Origin of the sequence: Campylobacter sp. US42a (assembly GCF_004379055.1) — a bacterium.
In the GTDB taxonomy this organism is placed as follows: domain Bacteria; phylum Campylobacterota; class Campylobacteria; order Campylobacterales; family Campylobacteraceae; genus Campylobacter_D; species Campylobacter_D jejuni.
Map to the genome: position 1 here is coordinate 24,914 of NZ_RYYK01000002.1, position 14,738 is coordinate 39,651.

At 30.0% G+C, this 14,738-nt stretch carries 15 protein-coding genes; 7 read left to right on the forward strand and 8 right to left on the reverse strand.

The features are described from left to right. Positions 1–6: 6 nt before the first annotated feature. The 6 genes from ELQ10_RS02245 to gatC all read right to left on the reverse strand — a co-directional run bounded on the left by ELQ10_RS02245 (position 7) and on the right by gatC (position 4,684). A complete protein-coding gene (locus ELQ10_RS02245; protein ID WP_002859481.1) occupies positions 7–552 on the reverse strand; it encodes a DUF1882 domain-containing protein in 546 nt (181 codons plus the stop codon). Next, a complete protein-coding gene (locus ELQ10_RS02250) occupies positions 549–1,793 on the reverse strand; it encodes a serine hydroxymethyltransferase (RefSeq protein ID WP_134250133.1) in 1,245 nt (414 codons plus the stop codon). Before ELQ10_RS02250 ends, ELQ10_RS02245 begins: the two co-directional genes overlap by 4 nt. Beyond that, a complete protein-coding gene (lysS, locus tag ELQ10_RS02255; protein WP_134250134.1) occupies positions 1,790–3,295 on the reverse strand; it encodes a lysine--tRNA ligase in 1,506 nt (501 codons plus the stop codon). Before lysS ends, ELQ10_RS02250 begins: the two co-directional genes overlap by 4 nt. Further along, on the reverse strand, positions 3,296–3,769 hold the full coding sequence (locus ELQ10_RS02260; protein ID WP_002854230.1) for a Fur family transcriptional regulator: 474 nt from the start codon (positions 3,767–3,769) through the stop codon (positions 3,296–3,298). It lies immediately after the preceding gene. 1 nt (position 3,770) lies between these two features. Then, positions 3,771–4,334: a CvpA family protein gene (locus tag ELQ10_RS02265; protein ID WP_134250135.1), complete on the reverse strand. Its 564-nt coding sequence runs from the start codon at positions 4,332–4,334 to the stop codon at positions 3,771–3,773. A 65-nt stretch (positions 4,335–4,399) separates the two neighbouring features. Next, on the reverse strand, positions 4,400–4,684 hold the full coding sequence (gene gatC / locus ELQ10_RS02270) for an Asp-tRNA(Asn)/Glu-tRNA(Gln) amidotransferase subunit GatC (protein WP_134250136.1): 285 nt from the start codon (positions 4,682–4,684) through the stop codon (positions 4,400–4,402). 143 nt (positions 4,685–4,827) lie between these two features. On the opposite strand from gatC, the gene ELQ10_RS02275 reads away from it, so the two are divergent. The 7 genes from ELQ10_RS02275 (at position 4,828) to ELQ10_RS02305 (ending at position 10,993) form a co-directional block, all read left to right on the forward strand. Beyond that, positions 4,828–5,406 (forward strand): hypothetical protein, encoded by a 579-nt coding sequence (locus ELQ10_RS02275; protein WP_134250137.1) that lies wholly within the window; start codon positions 4,828–4,830, stop codon positions 5,404–5,406. Further along, entirely contained in the window at positions 5,403–6,401 is a 999-nt protein-coding gene (locus ELQ10_RS02280) for a hypothetical protein (RefSeq protein WP_134250138.1), read from the forward strand. Before ELQ10_RS02275 ends, ELQ10_RS02280 begins: the two co-directional genes overlap by 4 nt. Beyond that, positions 6,398–6,688 carry a hypothetical protein gene (locus ELQ10_RS02285; protein ID WP_002938172.1) on the forward strand — a complete coding sequence of 97 codons (291 nt, stop codon included), beginning with the start codon at positions 6,398–6,400 and terminating at the stop codon, positions 6,686–6,688. Before ELQ10_RS02280 ends, ELQ10_RS02285 begins: the two co-directional genes overlap by 4 nt. Further along, positions 6,675–7,304, forward strand: a complete 630-nt coding sequence (locus ELQ10_RS02290) for a type III pantothenate kinase (protein ID WP_002854234.1) — start codon at positions 6,675–6,677, stop codon at positions 7,302–7,304. Before ELQ10_RS02285 ends, ELQ10_RS02290 begins: the two co-directional genes overlap by 14 nt. A gap of 118 nt (positions 7,305–7,422) precedes the next feature. Next, positions 7,423–8,769, forward strand: a complete 1,347-nt coding sequence (locus tag ELQ10_RS02295) for an FAD-dependent oxidoreductase (RefSeq protein WP_002869934.1) — start codon at positions 7,423–7,425, stop codon at positions 8,767–8,769. Positions 8,770–8,817: 48 nt separating this feature from the next. Next, the gene (gene pyk, locus ELQ10_RS02300; RefSeq protein ID WP_002865887.1) at positions 8,818–10,260 is read left to right on the forward strand and encodes a pyruvate kinase; all 1,443 of its coding nucleotides are present in this window, start codon (positions 8,818–8,820) and stop codon (positions 10,258–10,260) included. Positions 10,261–10,357: 97 nt separating this feature from the next. Continuing rightward, a complete protein-coding gene (locus ELQ10_RS02305) occupies positions 10,358–10,993 on the forward strand; it encodes a hypothetical protein (RefSeq protein WP_002860276.1) in 636 nt (211 codons plus the stop codon). A 30-nt stretch (positions 10,994–11,023) separates the two neighbouring features. Here the strand turns inward: ELQ10_RS02305 and pflB are convergent, their stop codons facing one another. Both pflB and serS read right to left on the reverse strand, forming a co-directional pair. Next, complete coding sequence (pflB, locus tag ELQ10_RS02310) at positions 11,024–13,486, reverse strand: motility protein PflB (RefSeq protein ID WP_134250139.1); 2,463 nt, start codon at positions 13,484–13,486, stop codon at positions 11,024–11,026. 9 nt (positions 13,487–13,495) lie between these two features. After that, on the reverse strand, positions 13,496–14,731 hold the full coding sequence (serS, locus tag ELQ10_RS02315; protein ID WP_133401545.1) for a serine--tRNA ligase: 1,236 nt from the start codon (positions 14,729–14,731) through the stop codon (positions 13,496–13,498). Positions 14,732–14,738: the final 7 nt, after the last annotated feature.

The window sequence follows — 14,738 nt, forward strand, 5'->3', positions numbered from 1 at the left end:
CCTTTCTTACATATGCTTAGACCAAGAACTTCCTCGTTCTTTTTGATAAACCTCATAAGGCAATATTAAAATATTAAATTCCCTAGGTACATCCATACTAGGAAACACCTTCCATTCTACTGGCATTTTACTTGCAAACATCATTGAAAGTTTAGACGCTAAAGAATAACCTTCGTTTAACGCCGTATGTCCTTTATGAATATAAAGATGTAAATGTCCTGGAGTTTTAGTCTTATAAGCTGTAAAATTTATAAAACCTTCTTCTCTTAAAATAAGTTGCGCACGGTGATAAAATCTTTCAGCATTAAAACCATTATAATCAAAGACAATATTTTCTACTTTATTATCTTTTGTTATTAAATCATGAGCGACAACAATTTTTTTAGCAGCGTGTTCTCTCATGACATTTAAATTTAAAGGAGCATCAACTCTTTCAAATTTATCAAAAAATAAGCGACCTCTATGTGTAATTTTATTTACAATTTTATCGCGTCTTATATAATAATGATCGCCAATTATTTTAATTAGCGACATATCCATTGGTGAAATCAAAACATAGCCCTTTCATAAATAATAAAACTACTTGCAAGTTTTTTTAATTCTTGTTTAATATTCTCTTGTAATTTTTCATTATTAATATCATCTAAAATATCTGCAATATAATTTGACACAATTTCCATTTCTTTTTCTTTAAAACCTCTGGCAGTAAGGGCTGGAGTTCCAAGTCTTAATCCACTTGTGATAAAAGGACTTCTAATCTCTCCTGGAACGGTATTTTTATTTGCGGTAATACCTGCATTTCCAAGAGCTGAATCTGCATCTTTTCCACTAAACTCACGATCTAAAAAACTCATTAAAACAAGGTGATTATCCGTTCCATCGCTAACAAGTTTAAATTTTCTATCCATTAAAACATTAGCTAAAACTTGAGCATTGGTTCTTACTTGTTTTGCATAAACTTTCCACTCATCGCTAAGATTAAATTTAAATCCTACTGCTTTTGCAGCAATTACATGCATCAAAGGACCACCTTGAATACCTGGAAAAATGGCAGAATTAATTTTTTTAGCAAGCTCTTCATCATTTGTCATAATAATACCACCTCTTGGGCCACGCAAAGTTTTATGCGTAGTTGAACTTACTACATGAGCGTGTGGAAAAGGACTTGGATGTTCGCCTGCTACAACAAGACCTGCAATATGCGCTATATCAGCAAAAAGATAGGCGCCTATTTCATCAGCGATTTCTCTAAATTTAGCAAAATCAATCACTCTTGCATAAGCACTAGCTCCACAAACTATAAGTTTTGGCTTTTCTTTTTTAGCAATTTCTCTTACTTTTTCATAATCAATTCTTCCATCAAGTTCTACGCCGTAAAAACAACTTTCGTACATTTTACCTGAAGAACTTACTTTTGCACCATGAGTTAAATGTCCACCATGACTTAAATCCATTCCTAAAATTTTATCACCTGGATTAATCAAAGCCGCATAAACACCTTGATTAGCTTGAGAACCTGAATTAGGCTGAACATTAGCAAATTTACAATTAAAAAGTTTTTTACATCTTTCAATAGCTAGAGTTTCAATCTCATCAACAAATTCACAACCACCATAATATCTTTTACCCGGATAACCCTCTGCGTATTTGTTTGTCAAAATACTTCCCATAACTTCCATTACTTCAGGCAAAGTGAAATTTTCACTCGCTATCATTTCAAGACCTTCACATTGACGCTCTAACTCTTTGTTTGTCAAATCAAAAATTTCTTTATCAAACATTTCTAAACTCATTCTTTCTCCTTTAGTTCTGATTTTAATGGACGCATTGCAGGAAACAATATCACATCTCGAATAGATTTTTTATTTGTCAAAAGCATAACAAGTCTATCTATGCCTATACCCTGCCCTGCCGTTGGAGGCATTCCATAACCCAAAGCATTTACAAAATCTTCATCCATTTCACAAGCCTCTTCATCGCCTGCATTTTTAGCTTCAATTTGTTTTAAAAATCTCTCATATTGATCAAGAGGATCATTAAGCTCATTAAAACCATTTGCCAATTCTCTTCCACAAATAAACAACTCAAATCTCTCAGCAATCTGAGAATCCTCATCGCTACGTCTTGATAAAGGACTTATGGAAATAGGAAAATCAATCACAAAAGTAGGATTGATCAATTTTTCTTCCACATAATTATCAAAAAGTTCAGCTTGTAAATGTCCAAGTTCAAGCTTTTCATTCGCTTCAAAACCATCAGCTTTTAATTTAGTAAGAATTTTTTCTTTATCTTCGATTAAATCCCTATCTAAACCACCATATTTACAAAGTGCATCTTTATAGGTTATTCTTTCAAAAGGTTTAGAAAAATCTATCATTTTTCCATCAAATTCTATTGTTTTTCCCAAATTAAGCTTATCTAAAAGTAAAGCAAAAAGTTCTTCAGTTAAATCCATTAAATCTTTATAATTATGATAAGCCCAATAAAATTCTATAGTTGTAAATTCGGGATTATGAGTTAAATCCATACCTTCATTTCTAAAGCAACGATTGATTTCAAAAACTGCCTCAAAACCACCCACTACAAGTCTTTTAAGATAAAGTTCTGGAGCAATTCTTAAAAATCTTTCTACACCTAAAGAATTGTGAAAAGTTACAAAAGGCTTAGCGTTTGCTCCACCTGCAATCGGATGCATCATAGGAGTTTCTACTTCTAAAAAGCCTTTATTTTCAAAAAAATGACGAATCAAACTCACCACTTTAGAACGCACTAAAAAATCTTTTCTAACTTCTGCATTCATTATCATATCAACATAACGTTTACGATATCTTTGCTCAATATCTGTTAATCCATGATATTTTTCAGGTAAAGGAACAATAGCTTTTGTAGCGAGTTTTACTTCACTTGCATGCAAACTAAACTCGCCTGTTTTAGTTACAAAAGGAAAACCTTTAACCAAAACAATATCACCCACCTCTAAATTCTTTTTTAAAATCGTATAAAGTTCTTCGCCTACGCTATCTTTACTAAAATAAATTTGTAAATTTGTATCCTCATCTTCAATGTTTGCAAAAATCGATTTCCCAGCTATACGCAAAAGTTTCAAACGTCCTGCAACAACAGCATTGATACTTTCATCCCTTTTTTCAACTTGCTCTAAAATATAAGAAAATTTATCCTTAAAAGTCTTTAAAGACATTTCTTTTTCTAAAAAATGAGGATAAGGATTGATCCCTAATTTTTTTAATTCCTTAGCTTTTTCTATTCTTTGCTGCTCTAAAATATTATCAAACATTTATATTTTTACCTTTGCTTTTTGATTATTACAATCACCACAAACACCATAAAGCTGCATCAAATGCCCTGTAAGTTTAAAACCATGTTCTTTTGCAATCAAGGCTTGCTGTCTTTCTATAATAGGATTTTCAAACTCTATAATTTTTCCGCAATTTTTACATATCATATGATCATGGTGAGGTTTATTAGCAAGCTCGTATTTTTTACCTGCTGAACCAAAAGAAATGGAAGTTACCATTTCTGCTTCTTCAAGCAAATTTAAAGTACGATAAACAGTTGCAATTCCTACATTTAAATCGGGTTCAGCTTGTTTGATTTCCATATATAAACTTTCGGGTGTGTAATGAGTATCACTGTGATAAAGAGTTTTTAAAAGTACTTCTCTTTGCTTGGTATATTTAAGTCCGCCTTGTCTTAATATTTTTTTAAATCTCTCAAGTAAAACATCATATTCCACATTTTCTATCAGCATATCACTCCCCTTTTTGAGTATTGTTTAAATCACTTACAATATCTTGCAACTTTTCACTAGCATGATCTAGACTATTTTCTGTTAAAGGTTGATTCATAATAAAAGATCCAGTTTCTTTAAGCAAATTCAAAGTATAGCTATTTTTAGCAAAATTATCTAATTTATCATTTAAAAAATCGATTTTTGCTACACAAAAAACTAAAATTGCAAAAATTAAAAAGATTTTTGCCCCGCCAAATATAAAGCCACCAATACGATCTAAAAAACCTAGGCCACTTAATTTAATCAACCTAGAAAGAAAACTACCTGCCAACAAACAAACTATCCAAAAAATAATTAATATGACCAAAAACCCAGCAAATCCAGCTAAACTTTGATTTTCTATCTTATAAAAAGTACTTTGTATAAATTCAGCCGCTTGAGTTGCGTATTTTGAAGCAATAAAAACACCACCAATAATACCCAAAAGTCCAAAAATTTCTTTTATCAAACCATTGATAATACCCTTAAGCCCTAAAAGTAAGGTAAATCCTAAAATAAAAGCATCAAACCAATAAAAATTCATTTCAATCACTCTCTGATTTTTTGTTTTAAATTTATTCTACAAATAAGCACTAAATGCTAAGTTAATCATTCTATGATTTTAGGAACAACAAAAAAATGTTCTTGTTTTTTTGGAGCACAATCTAAAACCTCATCAATAACATTGCTATTTCTTATCTCATCGATCCTTAAAGGAGCTCCACCTTTTATAGTACTTACAGTAATCTCTTGGGAATCTAGATCAAGTTCGTTTAATTTTTCAACAAAATTAACAATTTCACTTAACTGTGCAATAGTTTCATTTCTGTTTTCTGTTATTTGTAAAGCACTTAATTTTTCAAGCTTGCTTAATAATTTCTCATCGATTTGCATTTCTTAAACCTTAATAAAAAAGTTAAAATTTTGAAAATTATATCATAAAAAGCTTTAAATTGTTTAGGATATTTTGCAATTTATATGATACAATACCATAATTTTTCTATACAAAAATAAAAATATTTTTTCAAGGATAAATTTTGGGACTAAAAGATAATTTAAAAGCTGTTAAAAATGAACTTAACACAGAAGAACAATTTATAGAAAATTTTATCAAAGGAGAGAGATTTATACGCAAGTATAAATTTTATATATCTGCTGTTGTGATAATTTTAGTTGCTTGGTTTGCTGGAAATTTTATAATCTCAAAAATAAACGATTATAAAACAAAAGAAGCAAATGAAATTTATGCCAATCTAATACAAGATCCTAGTAATAAAAATCTTTTAGAACAACTTAAAAATAAAAATACCAATCTTTACGCTATCTTTTTACTAAAAGAAAATATTAATGATTTCAATAATACAACTCTCCAAAATGAACTAAAACAAATTTATAATAATGCTCAAACAAACACTTTACTTAAAAATATTATCGCATTATCTTTAGGAGATAAATCGATATTTTTAAAAAATTATGATAAATTATTAGAAGCTTACAAACTTTTAGAGCAAAATAAAATCGAAGAAGCTAATGTTTTACTTTCTCAGATAAAAGAAAATTCAAGTTTAAATCAAATAACTAAAAACCTCAAACATTATCAAGGCATTACACAATGAAAAAAATATTTTTAACACTATTTTGTTTAATATTTCTATGTGCTTGTGGCACCAAAAGACAATATTTTGAACCAAAACAAACCGATGGAGACTTAAGTCATAATAGCAATTTAAAAAGTAAAATCGTTGATTGGAATCTAGTTTCTGCAAAACTTAGCAATAATACAGCTATCTTAAAAAATAATATCTCCATAGACAAGTTTAAACTTCCTAAAAATTATATGCTTCTAGCTTATCAAGATGGGGAATATTTTACTGCAGATAATAATGGAAATTTAAAAATTTTTGACAATCCTTATAATGAAATTTATAATTTTCAATTTGACGCTAGTATTGTAGGAGTAGCTTCTAATGGAGATGATTTAGCCCTTGTACTTGCAAACAATACTATAGTTCTTGCAAATCGTTCTTTGGGTATTAAATTCAGTCAAACCCTAACCTCAGCTCCAGCCCAAGACAGTCGTACCGCTAATCCTATATTTTTAGACAATATCATCGTTTATCCAACACTAGATGGTAAAATTTTAATTCTTTCAAGAAACAATCTTCAAATCATTAAAGATGTGGTTATTTCAGCAGAAAATTTTTTCAACAATGTAATCCATCTAAGTGTAATCGGAGATAAACTTATAGCAGCAACAGCTAAAAAAATCATTGTTGTAAGCCCTGCTAGAACTCTTTATCTTGACGCTGACATAAAAGATGTTGCACTTAGCGATGATGGTATTTTTATACTAGAAAAAGATGGCACTATTATTAAAACTGATTATAACTTAAGAAAAATTGCGGAAAAAAAATTTGAATTTGCTATTTTTGTAAAAAGCAATATATACAATAATTATTTATATATTTTTGAAAAAACAGGCTATCTTATCAAAATGAATCTAAATTTAGATAATGCACAAGTATTTAAACTTTCAGAAGCTGTTGATAAAATTTCTTTCATGGGAAATGGTAAATTTTACTACGGAGATAAAATTTTAGATTTGCTATGATAAAAATTTTAGAACAAACAATAAAGGCTTTAAAATTAAATTTAAAGCCCTATGACTTAAGTATGTTGACTAGAAAAAAAAGTTATATTTGTGCTAAAGATCAAAATAACATTCTTTTTATGTATACAGGAAAAACAAAATTTTTAATGAAAGATGCCTTATTTTTAGAAAATCTAGCACAGCAAATTAACATAAATAACAAATATTTTTTTAGCATGGCTTCTCTTTGCTCTAAAGCAAAAAATCATCTAGAAATGAAAGGATTTAATATCTATGCTACTCTGTGATATTGGGAATTCAAATGCTAATTTCCTAGATGATAACAAATATTTTACTCTTAGTATAGATCAGTTTTTAGAATTTAAAAATGAACAAAAAATTTTTTATATCAATGTCAATGAACATCTCAAAGAACATTTAAAAAATCAAAAAAATTTTATCAATCTTGAACCTTATTTTTTATTTGATACAATTTATCAAGGATTAGGAATCGATCGCATAGCAGCTTGTTATACTATTGAAGATGGAGTTGTTGTAGATGCAGGTAGTGCTATTACAATTGATATTATTTCTAATTCTATACATCTTGGTGGTTTTATCTTGCCAGGTATTGCAAATTATAAAAAAATTTATAGCCATATTTCACCACGATTAAAAAGTGAATTTAACACTCAAGTTAGTCTTGATGCATTCCCACAAAAAACTATGGATGCTTTAAGTTATGGTGTTTTTAAAGGAATTTACCTACTGATAAAAGATGCCGCTCAAAATAAAAAGCTTTATTTCACTGGTGGAGATGGGCAATTTTTAGCAAATTATTTCGATCACGCAATTTATGATAAACTTTTAATCTTTCGAGGAATGAAAAAGATTATAAAAGAAAATCCCAATTTACTTTATTAAAAATGTTACAAAAATTCTCATTGATATCAAACCTTAATGAAATTTAACTTTTTGTAAAACAAATTCAATTAAACTTCTATTTAGAAAAAAGTTTATTAAAATAAAAAAAGGAAAAACAATGAGCCAACAAGAATTTGATGTGCTTGTCATCGGAGCTGGAATTTCAGGAGCAGCATTATTTTACGAGCTTGCAAGATATACAAATATTAAAAATATTGCTTTGATAGAAAAATATAATACAGCTGCAACATTAAATTCTAAGGGAACGAGTAATTCTCAAACCATTCATTGTGGAGATATTGAAACCAATTATACTTTAGAAAAAGCGCGAAAAGTAAAAAGAACAGCTGATATGATAGTTAAATATGGACTCATGCAAAATGCGCAAAATAATTTCATGTTTTCTCATCAAAAAATGGCTCTAGCTGTTGGAGATATAGAATGTGATTATATGAAAAAACGCTATGAAGAATTTAAAGAACTTTATCCTTATATAAAATTTTTCGATAAAGCAAAAATCAAACAAATTGAACCCAAGGTTGTTTTAGGAGAAGATTGCAATCAAGATAGACCTGAAAATATCTGCGCCATGGGTGTTGAAAGCGGCGAGGTTTTTACAACTGTAGATTTTGGGAAAATGAGTATAAATCTAATAGAACAAGCCCAAAAACAAAATAAAAATACTTTCGTTGCCTTTAATCAAGAAATTATTCACATAGAAAAAAAGGATGATATTTTTATATTAAAAACCTCAAATCATCAAGAATACCATGCCAAAAGCGTAGTTGTCAATGCTGGAGCGCACTCTTTATATTTAGCACATAAAATGAACTTAGGTATGGATAAGTCTTGTTGGCCTGTTGCAGGAAGTTTTTATTTAACCAAACAAAAACTTTTAAATGGCAAAGTTTATATGGTACAAAATCCTAAACTTCCATTTGCAGCTCTTCATGGAGATCCTGATTTACTTGCTGATATGAACACTCGCTTTGGACCTACTGCACTTGTTATTCCAAAACTAGAACGTTATCATGGACTAAAATCAGTTCCAGAATTTTTTGAAGCACTAAAACTCGATAAAACTGTTTTAAAAGTAACTTTTAATATGTTTAAAGATGCAACAATTAGAAATTACATCTTTTATAATTATCTTTTTGAACTACCTTTTATTGATAAAAGCTTATTTGTTAAAGATGCCAAAAAAATAGTCCCAAGTCTTAAAGCAAGCGATATTTATTATGCAAAAGGTTTTGGAGGCGTAAGACCACAAGTTATTGATAAAACTAAAGGAGAATTAATGCTAGGTGAAGCAAGCATCACAGAAACCCCTGGCATTATTTTCAATATGACTCCAAGTCCTGGGGCAACAAGTTGTTTAGGAAATGCTGAAAGAGATGCAAAGCTTATATGTAATTACCTAGGAATGGAATTTAACGAAGATAAATTTTCTTCAGAATTATTGTAATCATTTTGTTTCTATTTTTAGCTACAATAATTTCAAAAGGAGTTTACCATGCTTAAAAAAACAAAAATTGTAGCCACAGTAGGTCCAGCAAGCGAAAAGGAAGAAATTCTACGCCAAATGATTATCAATGGTGTAAATGTTTTCCGTTTAAACTTTTCTCATGGAACACATGAGTATCATAAAAAAAACTTAGATACCATAAGAAGAGTAGCTAAAGAATTGCATACTCGTATTGGAATTTTACAAGACATTAGTGGTCCTAAAATTCGTACAGGTGAACTTAAAGAACCATTTGAATTAAAAAAGGGTGATAGACTTGATTTTTATCGTGAAACAATTTTAGGGGAGAAGATTGCTCAAAATCATTATAAAATCAGCATCAATCAAAAATCCATTTTAGATATGTTAAAAATTGATGAATATATTTATCTATATGATGGATCAATTCGTGCTAAAGTAGTAAGCATAGATAATCAAAAAATTGAAACCATTATAGAAAATGATGGTTTTTTAAACTCAAATAAAGGTATTAATTTTCCGAATACTAAAATCAATATTGATGTTATTACACAAAAAGATAAAAATGATTTACTTTGGGGTATAAAAAATGAAGTAGATTTTTTAGCAATATCTTTCGTACAAAATGCACACGATATTGATGAAGTTCGTGAAATTTTAGCACAAAATAACGCAAAAATATCTATTTTTGCAAAAATTGAAAAATTTGATGCAGTAGAAAATATTGATGAGATTATTAAATCTAGCGATGGTATAATGGTTGCAAGAGGAGACTTAGGTATTGAGGTACCTTATTATAAAGTTCCTAATATCCAAAAAGAAATTATACAAAAAGCAAACAATGCCTCTAAGCCTGTTATTACTGCGACTCAGATGCTTTTTTCATTAGCCAAAAGCAAAACCGCCACAAGAGCTGAAATTTCAGATGTTGCAAATGCTGTTTTAGATGGAACAGATGCAGTAATGCTAAGTGAAGAAAGCGCCGTTGGTATAGATCCTGCAAACGCTGTTGATATAATGTGCCAAACTATAATAGAAACAGAAAAACGCTATCCATATAACAAATTTAATGATTTTAATGATTTAGACAATACAGATAAAATCATGCGTTCTTCAGCTCATCTTGCAACAGATCTTAACGCTGATGCTATTTTTTCTTTAACAAGTAGCGGAAAATCTGCTATTAAGATTGCAAGATATCGTCCAAATATAGAAATCATAGCAGTAGGGCATTCTGAAAAAACCTTAAACTCTTTAAGTATAGTTTGGGGAGTTAATCCTGCGATCTTGGTTAACAAAAGTAATGAACTTACAGAATTATTAAAAGACTCTGTAAGATCAAGTGTTGAAAAAGGTTTTATGGATGAAGACAAATGCTATCTTCTAACTGCAGGCTTTCCAACAGGAGTAGAAGGTACTAGCAATCTTATCCGCATTCTCAATAAAGAGCAAATTGCTTATTATCTACAATAAAACATTAAATTCCTTTGAAAATAAGGAATTTAATGTCCTTATAAATTTTTTAAGTCAAAAGTCGATATAAATTAAAGCCTCACACAAAGGAGCAAATATGCAAGTGAATACTTTTTCAAATATCGCTAGCATGGCACAAACACAAGTTAGCAATAAGAAGGCAGATGATGCTAAGGAAAACACAAAAGACAAAAATGTTCAAAGTGCTAATTCTAGCAAGGATGTAGATAAAAATACCCTTGAAAAATTAAATGCACTTGGTGGAAAGGGCATTACACAAATTTACCTAGTTCAGTTTCAACAGCAAACAATGAATGCTGTAATAGGTTCGAGCAATGCCCAAACTGGACTAGATAGTCTTTTAAATGGTGCCAATTTAGATACTGCGAAATCTATACTTACAAATATTGATTTTGCATCCTTAGGCTACAGTGGCAAAAATCCACTTGATATGAATACAGATGAACTTCAACAACTTGTAAGTGAAGATGGTTTTTTTGGAGTGGAAAATACAGCCAATCGCATCGCGGATTTTGTTATTAAAGGCGGTGGCGACGATGTTGAAAAATTGAAAAAAGGTCTTGAAGGTATGAAAAAAGGATTTGAGCAAGCGGAAAAAATGTGGGGTGGAGAACTTCCTCAAATCAGTCAAGATACAATAGATGCGGCACTTAAAAAAGTTAGCGATCGCATTGATGAACTAGGCGGAAAAACTCTAGATCTTCAAGCTTAACTAAAAATGCTTAGAAATTTCTAAGCATTTTTAGTTGTTATTAATATCAAAAGTAAAAAATTCACTCTTAAAATTATTAGGTAAAGTTTTATACTGAGATATCGCAGCTTCATAGTTCTTTACTTCTTGATACAACATACCAAGAGCTGCTTTACTTTCTTTGTTATTTTTATCTGTAAGTTTAGAAAGCTGCAAAAGCGCTATAGCTGAATTTGGATTATTTGCACCTACGGCTGCTACGGCTGCTAAAAATAAAGTTTTAGTATCTTTAGCTCCATAATCATCAATCAAAGAATTGTAAAGCGCATAAGCCTCCTCGTATTGCTGTGCAAAAATATCCAAATAAGCTAAAGTTTGCAAAATACCCTCATCTTTTGCTCCTGAAACATTAATCAACTCTTTAAATTTCTGTCTTTCTAAATTTAAAAGCCCTGCAATATGCATTAAATTAACATAAAATTCCCTAGCTATATTTGGCCCACCAAAAACACTACGATAATCAAGTTTTAAATTTTTAAAATGAATTTGAGCATTTTGAGCATATTCTTTAATATTTAAATTTGAATTTAAAGAATTAAAATACAAAATATTTGCCAAAATATCTTCAGGCAACTCTGAACGCAATTTAGCAATTTTCACATCTACTTGATTATTAAGGTTATTATTTTTAGCAACAATAGCTTCAAAAATCAAACTCAAAGGCGTGTCTTTTTTTGTTTCATCTAAATAAGGAAGCATAGAAATATAATTATTATTAACTAAAAATAACATACTTTTTTGCATATTAGCTTTAAAATTAGAATCAGCAGCTATATTATCAAGAATTTCATTGTAAAGTTTAGTTGTATCAATATCAATTAATTTTGCACAAAACATAGCAAAAGCACCTGCTAAGTAATTTTTAGGATTAAGATGATATGAACTTGAAAAATGCTTATAAGCAAGTTCATAATTTTGCATTTGGGCATAAGTTAAAGCCAAATTATAATGTAAAATACTATGCTCTGGATAATCCTTGATAAGTTTTTGAAATTCTTGGTTAGCAAGGCGTAACTTCTGATTTAATGCATAGTTAATAATATTGGCAATTTTTACATTAGTAGATGAAAGAGCCTTGCTTATATTAAGATAAATTCCCGCATCAGTACTATCATCAACGAAATCTGTAACATTAGCTTTTTTAATATATAAAGCAGCCTGCTTACTATCAAAAACCTGATAAGGTGCAAAATAAAAAAGCAAATCGAATTGATCTTTTTGTTTTTTTAGCAAATCTTTTGAAAAAGAATTTTGAGCAACTGCTATATTAAAAAGATCCTTATTTAAACGAACTTGAATTTTATAAGTATCTAAAATCTTATATCTATCTTTATCGTTATCATAAGAATTTTGCAAGCGCGCTAACATATCTTGATAATTTCCTGTTTTAATATCAACCAATGTTAAAGCCGCTAAACTCTGATTAAAATCTCTTTCAATTTTCATCGCTGTACTTAAAGCGACTTTAGCTTTAGCATATTCTCCTATTCTAGCGTATAAAAGACCTAAAGATAAACTAGATTCAAAATTGCCTTGAGAATTTAATTGCTGTATAGCCTTGGAATCAAAGTCCATTTTTGCATAAATTTTAGCAGACAAATACTTTGCAACATCAGAATACGGCTCCATATCTGTTCTTTGTAACATTTGTAAAGCCTCAGGGTAATATCCTTTGTAATAATTAATCAAGCTTAAATAATAATCATATAATTTTGATTTTCCTTCTTTTGGAAGATACACTTGAGCTAAATCAATATAATATCTAAATTTTTCCTTATCATTAAGCTTTAAAGCACAAACAGCAGCATTAATAGCAGCTACACTTTGATTTTCTCCATTGGCTATAGCTTTCTTGAAGCTTTCAAAAGCTTCTTGGAATTTATTCTCATTCATTTGAGAAACGCCTAAATTATAATTAGATAAAGATTCGTTATATACGGCAACTTGCTCATAAACTTTTAAAGCCTGTTCAACTTCACCCTTTAAATATAAAGCATTTGCTTTTTGGATCATACCATCAATTCTTTGCATATCATTGTATTTATATGATTCATCAGGCATAACAACAGGTTGTTCTAAAGGCTTAGAAGCTATAATATCTGGTTTAATTTTTCCTTCACTAAAAGTTAAATAAAAAAGTGTAAAAACTAAAATACAAATAATCCCCAAAGATAAACCCACAAGAGACATAAACTTACGATCTTTATACCAAGGCGTAGGCTCTTGACTTTCAACTTCTTCAAAAGTTGATACATCTTCAGGCGCACTTTCTCTTGTAAATTTAAAACCACTATCACTATTTTCTTGAGGTAATTCTTCTGGCAATGATGCAAATTCTTCATCTTCTGGAGCTTGCCCCTCTTGCCCCTTAAATCCCTCTAAACTCTCATCAAGTCTTGGTTGATTTAAGCCATCTTCGGGTTTTTCTAGTATTATATCTTCTTGTTCAGCCATCTATACTCTTTAAAAATATTTTTTCAAAGCATCAGGAATATGAATTTTTCCTTCTTTATCTTGATAATTTTCCATAATCGCTACTAAGGTTCTTCCTACTGCCAAAGATGAGCCATTAAGAGTGTGGACGAGTTCATTTTTTCCTTGTTCGTTTTTATAGCGAATTTTAGCGCGTCTTGCTTGAAAATCACGACAATTTGAAACAGAACTGATCTCGCGATATTTATTTTGTCCTGGAAGCCACACTTCAAGATCTACAGTTTTTGCCGCACTAAAACCCAAATCTCCGGTGCAAAGCATCAAATGTCTATGCGCTAAACCTAAAGAACTGAGTAAATCACTTGCACACTCAAGCATTTCATTAAACACACTATCACTTTGCTCAGGTTTAGTGATACTTACAAGCTCTACTTTTTCAAACTGGTGTTGTCTTATAATACCTCTTGTATCACGCCCTGCACTGCCTGCTTCTTTTCTAAAACAAGCGCTATAACAAGTCATTTTTATAGGTAAAATTTCACTCGCTAAAATTTCTCCACTATAAAGATTGGTTACTGGAATTTCAGAAGTTGAGATCAAATACAAATCCTCATCATCTACCTTATACATATCTTCTTTAAATTTTGGCAACTGACCTGTCCCAAACATAGTAGCACCATTTACCAAAAAAGGTACATTAACAAATTCAAATCCACGACTTCTATTAAAATCTATCATATAATTTACCAAAGCACGGCTTAATAAAGCTCCTTCGTTTTTAAGCACACAAAAACGACTTTGTGAAATTTTTACCCCACGCACAAAATCAAGCCAATTTAAACTCTCACCTAATTCAAAATGTTCTTTTGGAGTAAAATCAAAGCTAGGTGGATTTAAAACTTTTTTAAGCTCCACATTTTCATCTTCATCCTCACCCACAGGCACACATTCATCAGGGATATTTGGGATGGCATGAGCGATTTCTTCAAGCTCATTTTCTAAAGCATTTACTTTAGCGCTTTGCTCATTAATTTTACTTTTATTTTCGCTTAATTTTGCTTTTAAACTTTCTTTATCTTGAGCCGTAGCAAGCTCTTTACTGAATTTATTTTGAAAAGCTTGAAATTCTTCTAAAGCTGTTTTTTCTTTTTTTAAACTTGCAAAAAGTTCAGCAAGTTTTTTTAAGATATTTTCATCAACTTTTTTATTTTTTAACTTTTTAGCCACTTCATCAAAATTATTTTGCAAATTTTTTAAATCTAGCATTTTCTAC

Bases quoted from the DNA above. Each gene is read 5' to 3' on its own strand.
- ELQ10_RS02260 (WP_002854230.1), bottom strand. From the start codon at position 3,769: ATGCTGATAGAAAATGTGGAATATGATGTTTTACTTGAGAGATTTAAA.
- pyk (WP_002865887.1), top strand. From the start codon at position 8,818: ATGCTTAAAAAAACAAAAATTGTAGCCACAGTAGGTCCAGCAAGCGAA.
- ELQ10_RS02305 (WP_002860276.1), top strand. From the start codon at position 10,358: ATGCAAGTGAATACTTTTTCAAATATCGCTAGCATGGCACAAACACAA.
- ELQ10_RS02280 (WP_134250138.1), top strand. From the start codon at position 5,403: ATGAAAAAAATATTTTTAACACTATTTTGTTTAATATTTCTATGTGCT.
- ELQ10_RS02250 (WP_134250133.1), bottom strand. From the start codon at position 1,793: ATGAGTTTAGAAATGTTTGATAAAGAAATTTTTGATTTGACAAACAAA.
- ELQ10_RS02290 (WP_002854234.1), top strand. From the start codon at position 6,675: ATGCTACTCTGTGATATTGGGAATTCAAATGCTAATTTCCTAGATGAT.
- ELQ10_RS02295 (WP_002869934.1), top strand. From the start codon at position 7,423: ATGAGCCAACAAGAATTTGATGTGCTTGTCATCGGAGCTGGAATTTCA.
- serS (WP_133401545.1), bottom strand. From the start codon at position 14,731: ATGCTAGATTTAAAAAATTTGCAAAATAATTTTGATGAAGTGGCTAAA.
- pflB (WP_134250139.1), bottom strand. From the start codon at position 13,486: ATGGCTGAACAAGAAGATATAATACTAGAAAAACCCGAAGATGGCTTA.
- ELQ10_RS02265 (WP_134250135.1), bottom strand. From the start codon at position 4,334: ATGAATTTTTATTGGTTTGATGCTTTTATTTTAGGATTTACCTTACTT.
- lysS (WP_134250134.1), bottom strand. From the start codon at position 3,295: ATGTTTGATAATATTTTAGAGCAGCAAAGAATAGAAAAAGCTAAGGAA.
- ELQ10_RS02285 (WP_002938172.1), top strand. From the start codon at position 6,398: ATGATAAAAATTTTAGAACAAACAATAAAGGCTTTAAAATTAAATTTA.
- gatC (WP_134250136.1), bottom strand. From the start codon at position 4,684: ATGCAAATCGATGAGAAATTATTAAGCAAGCTTGAAAAATTAAGTGCT.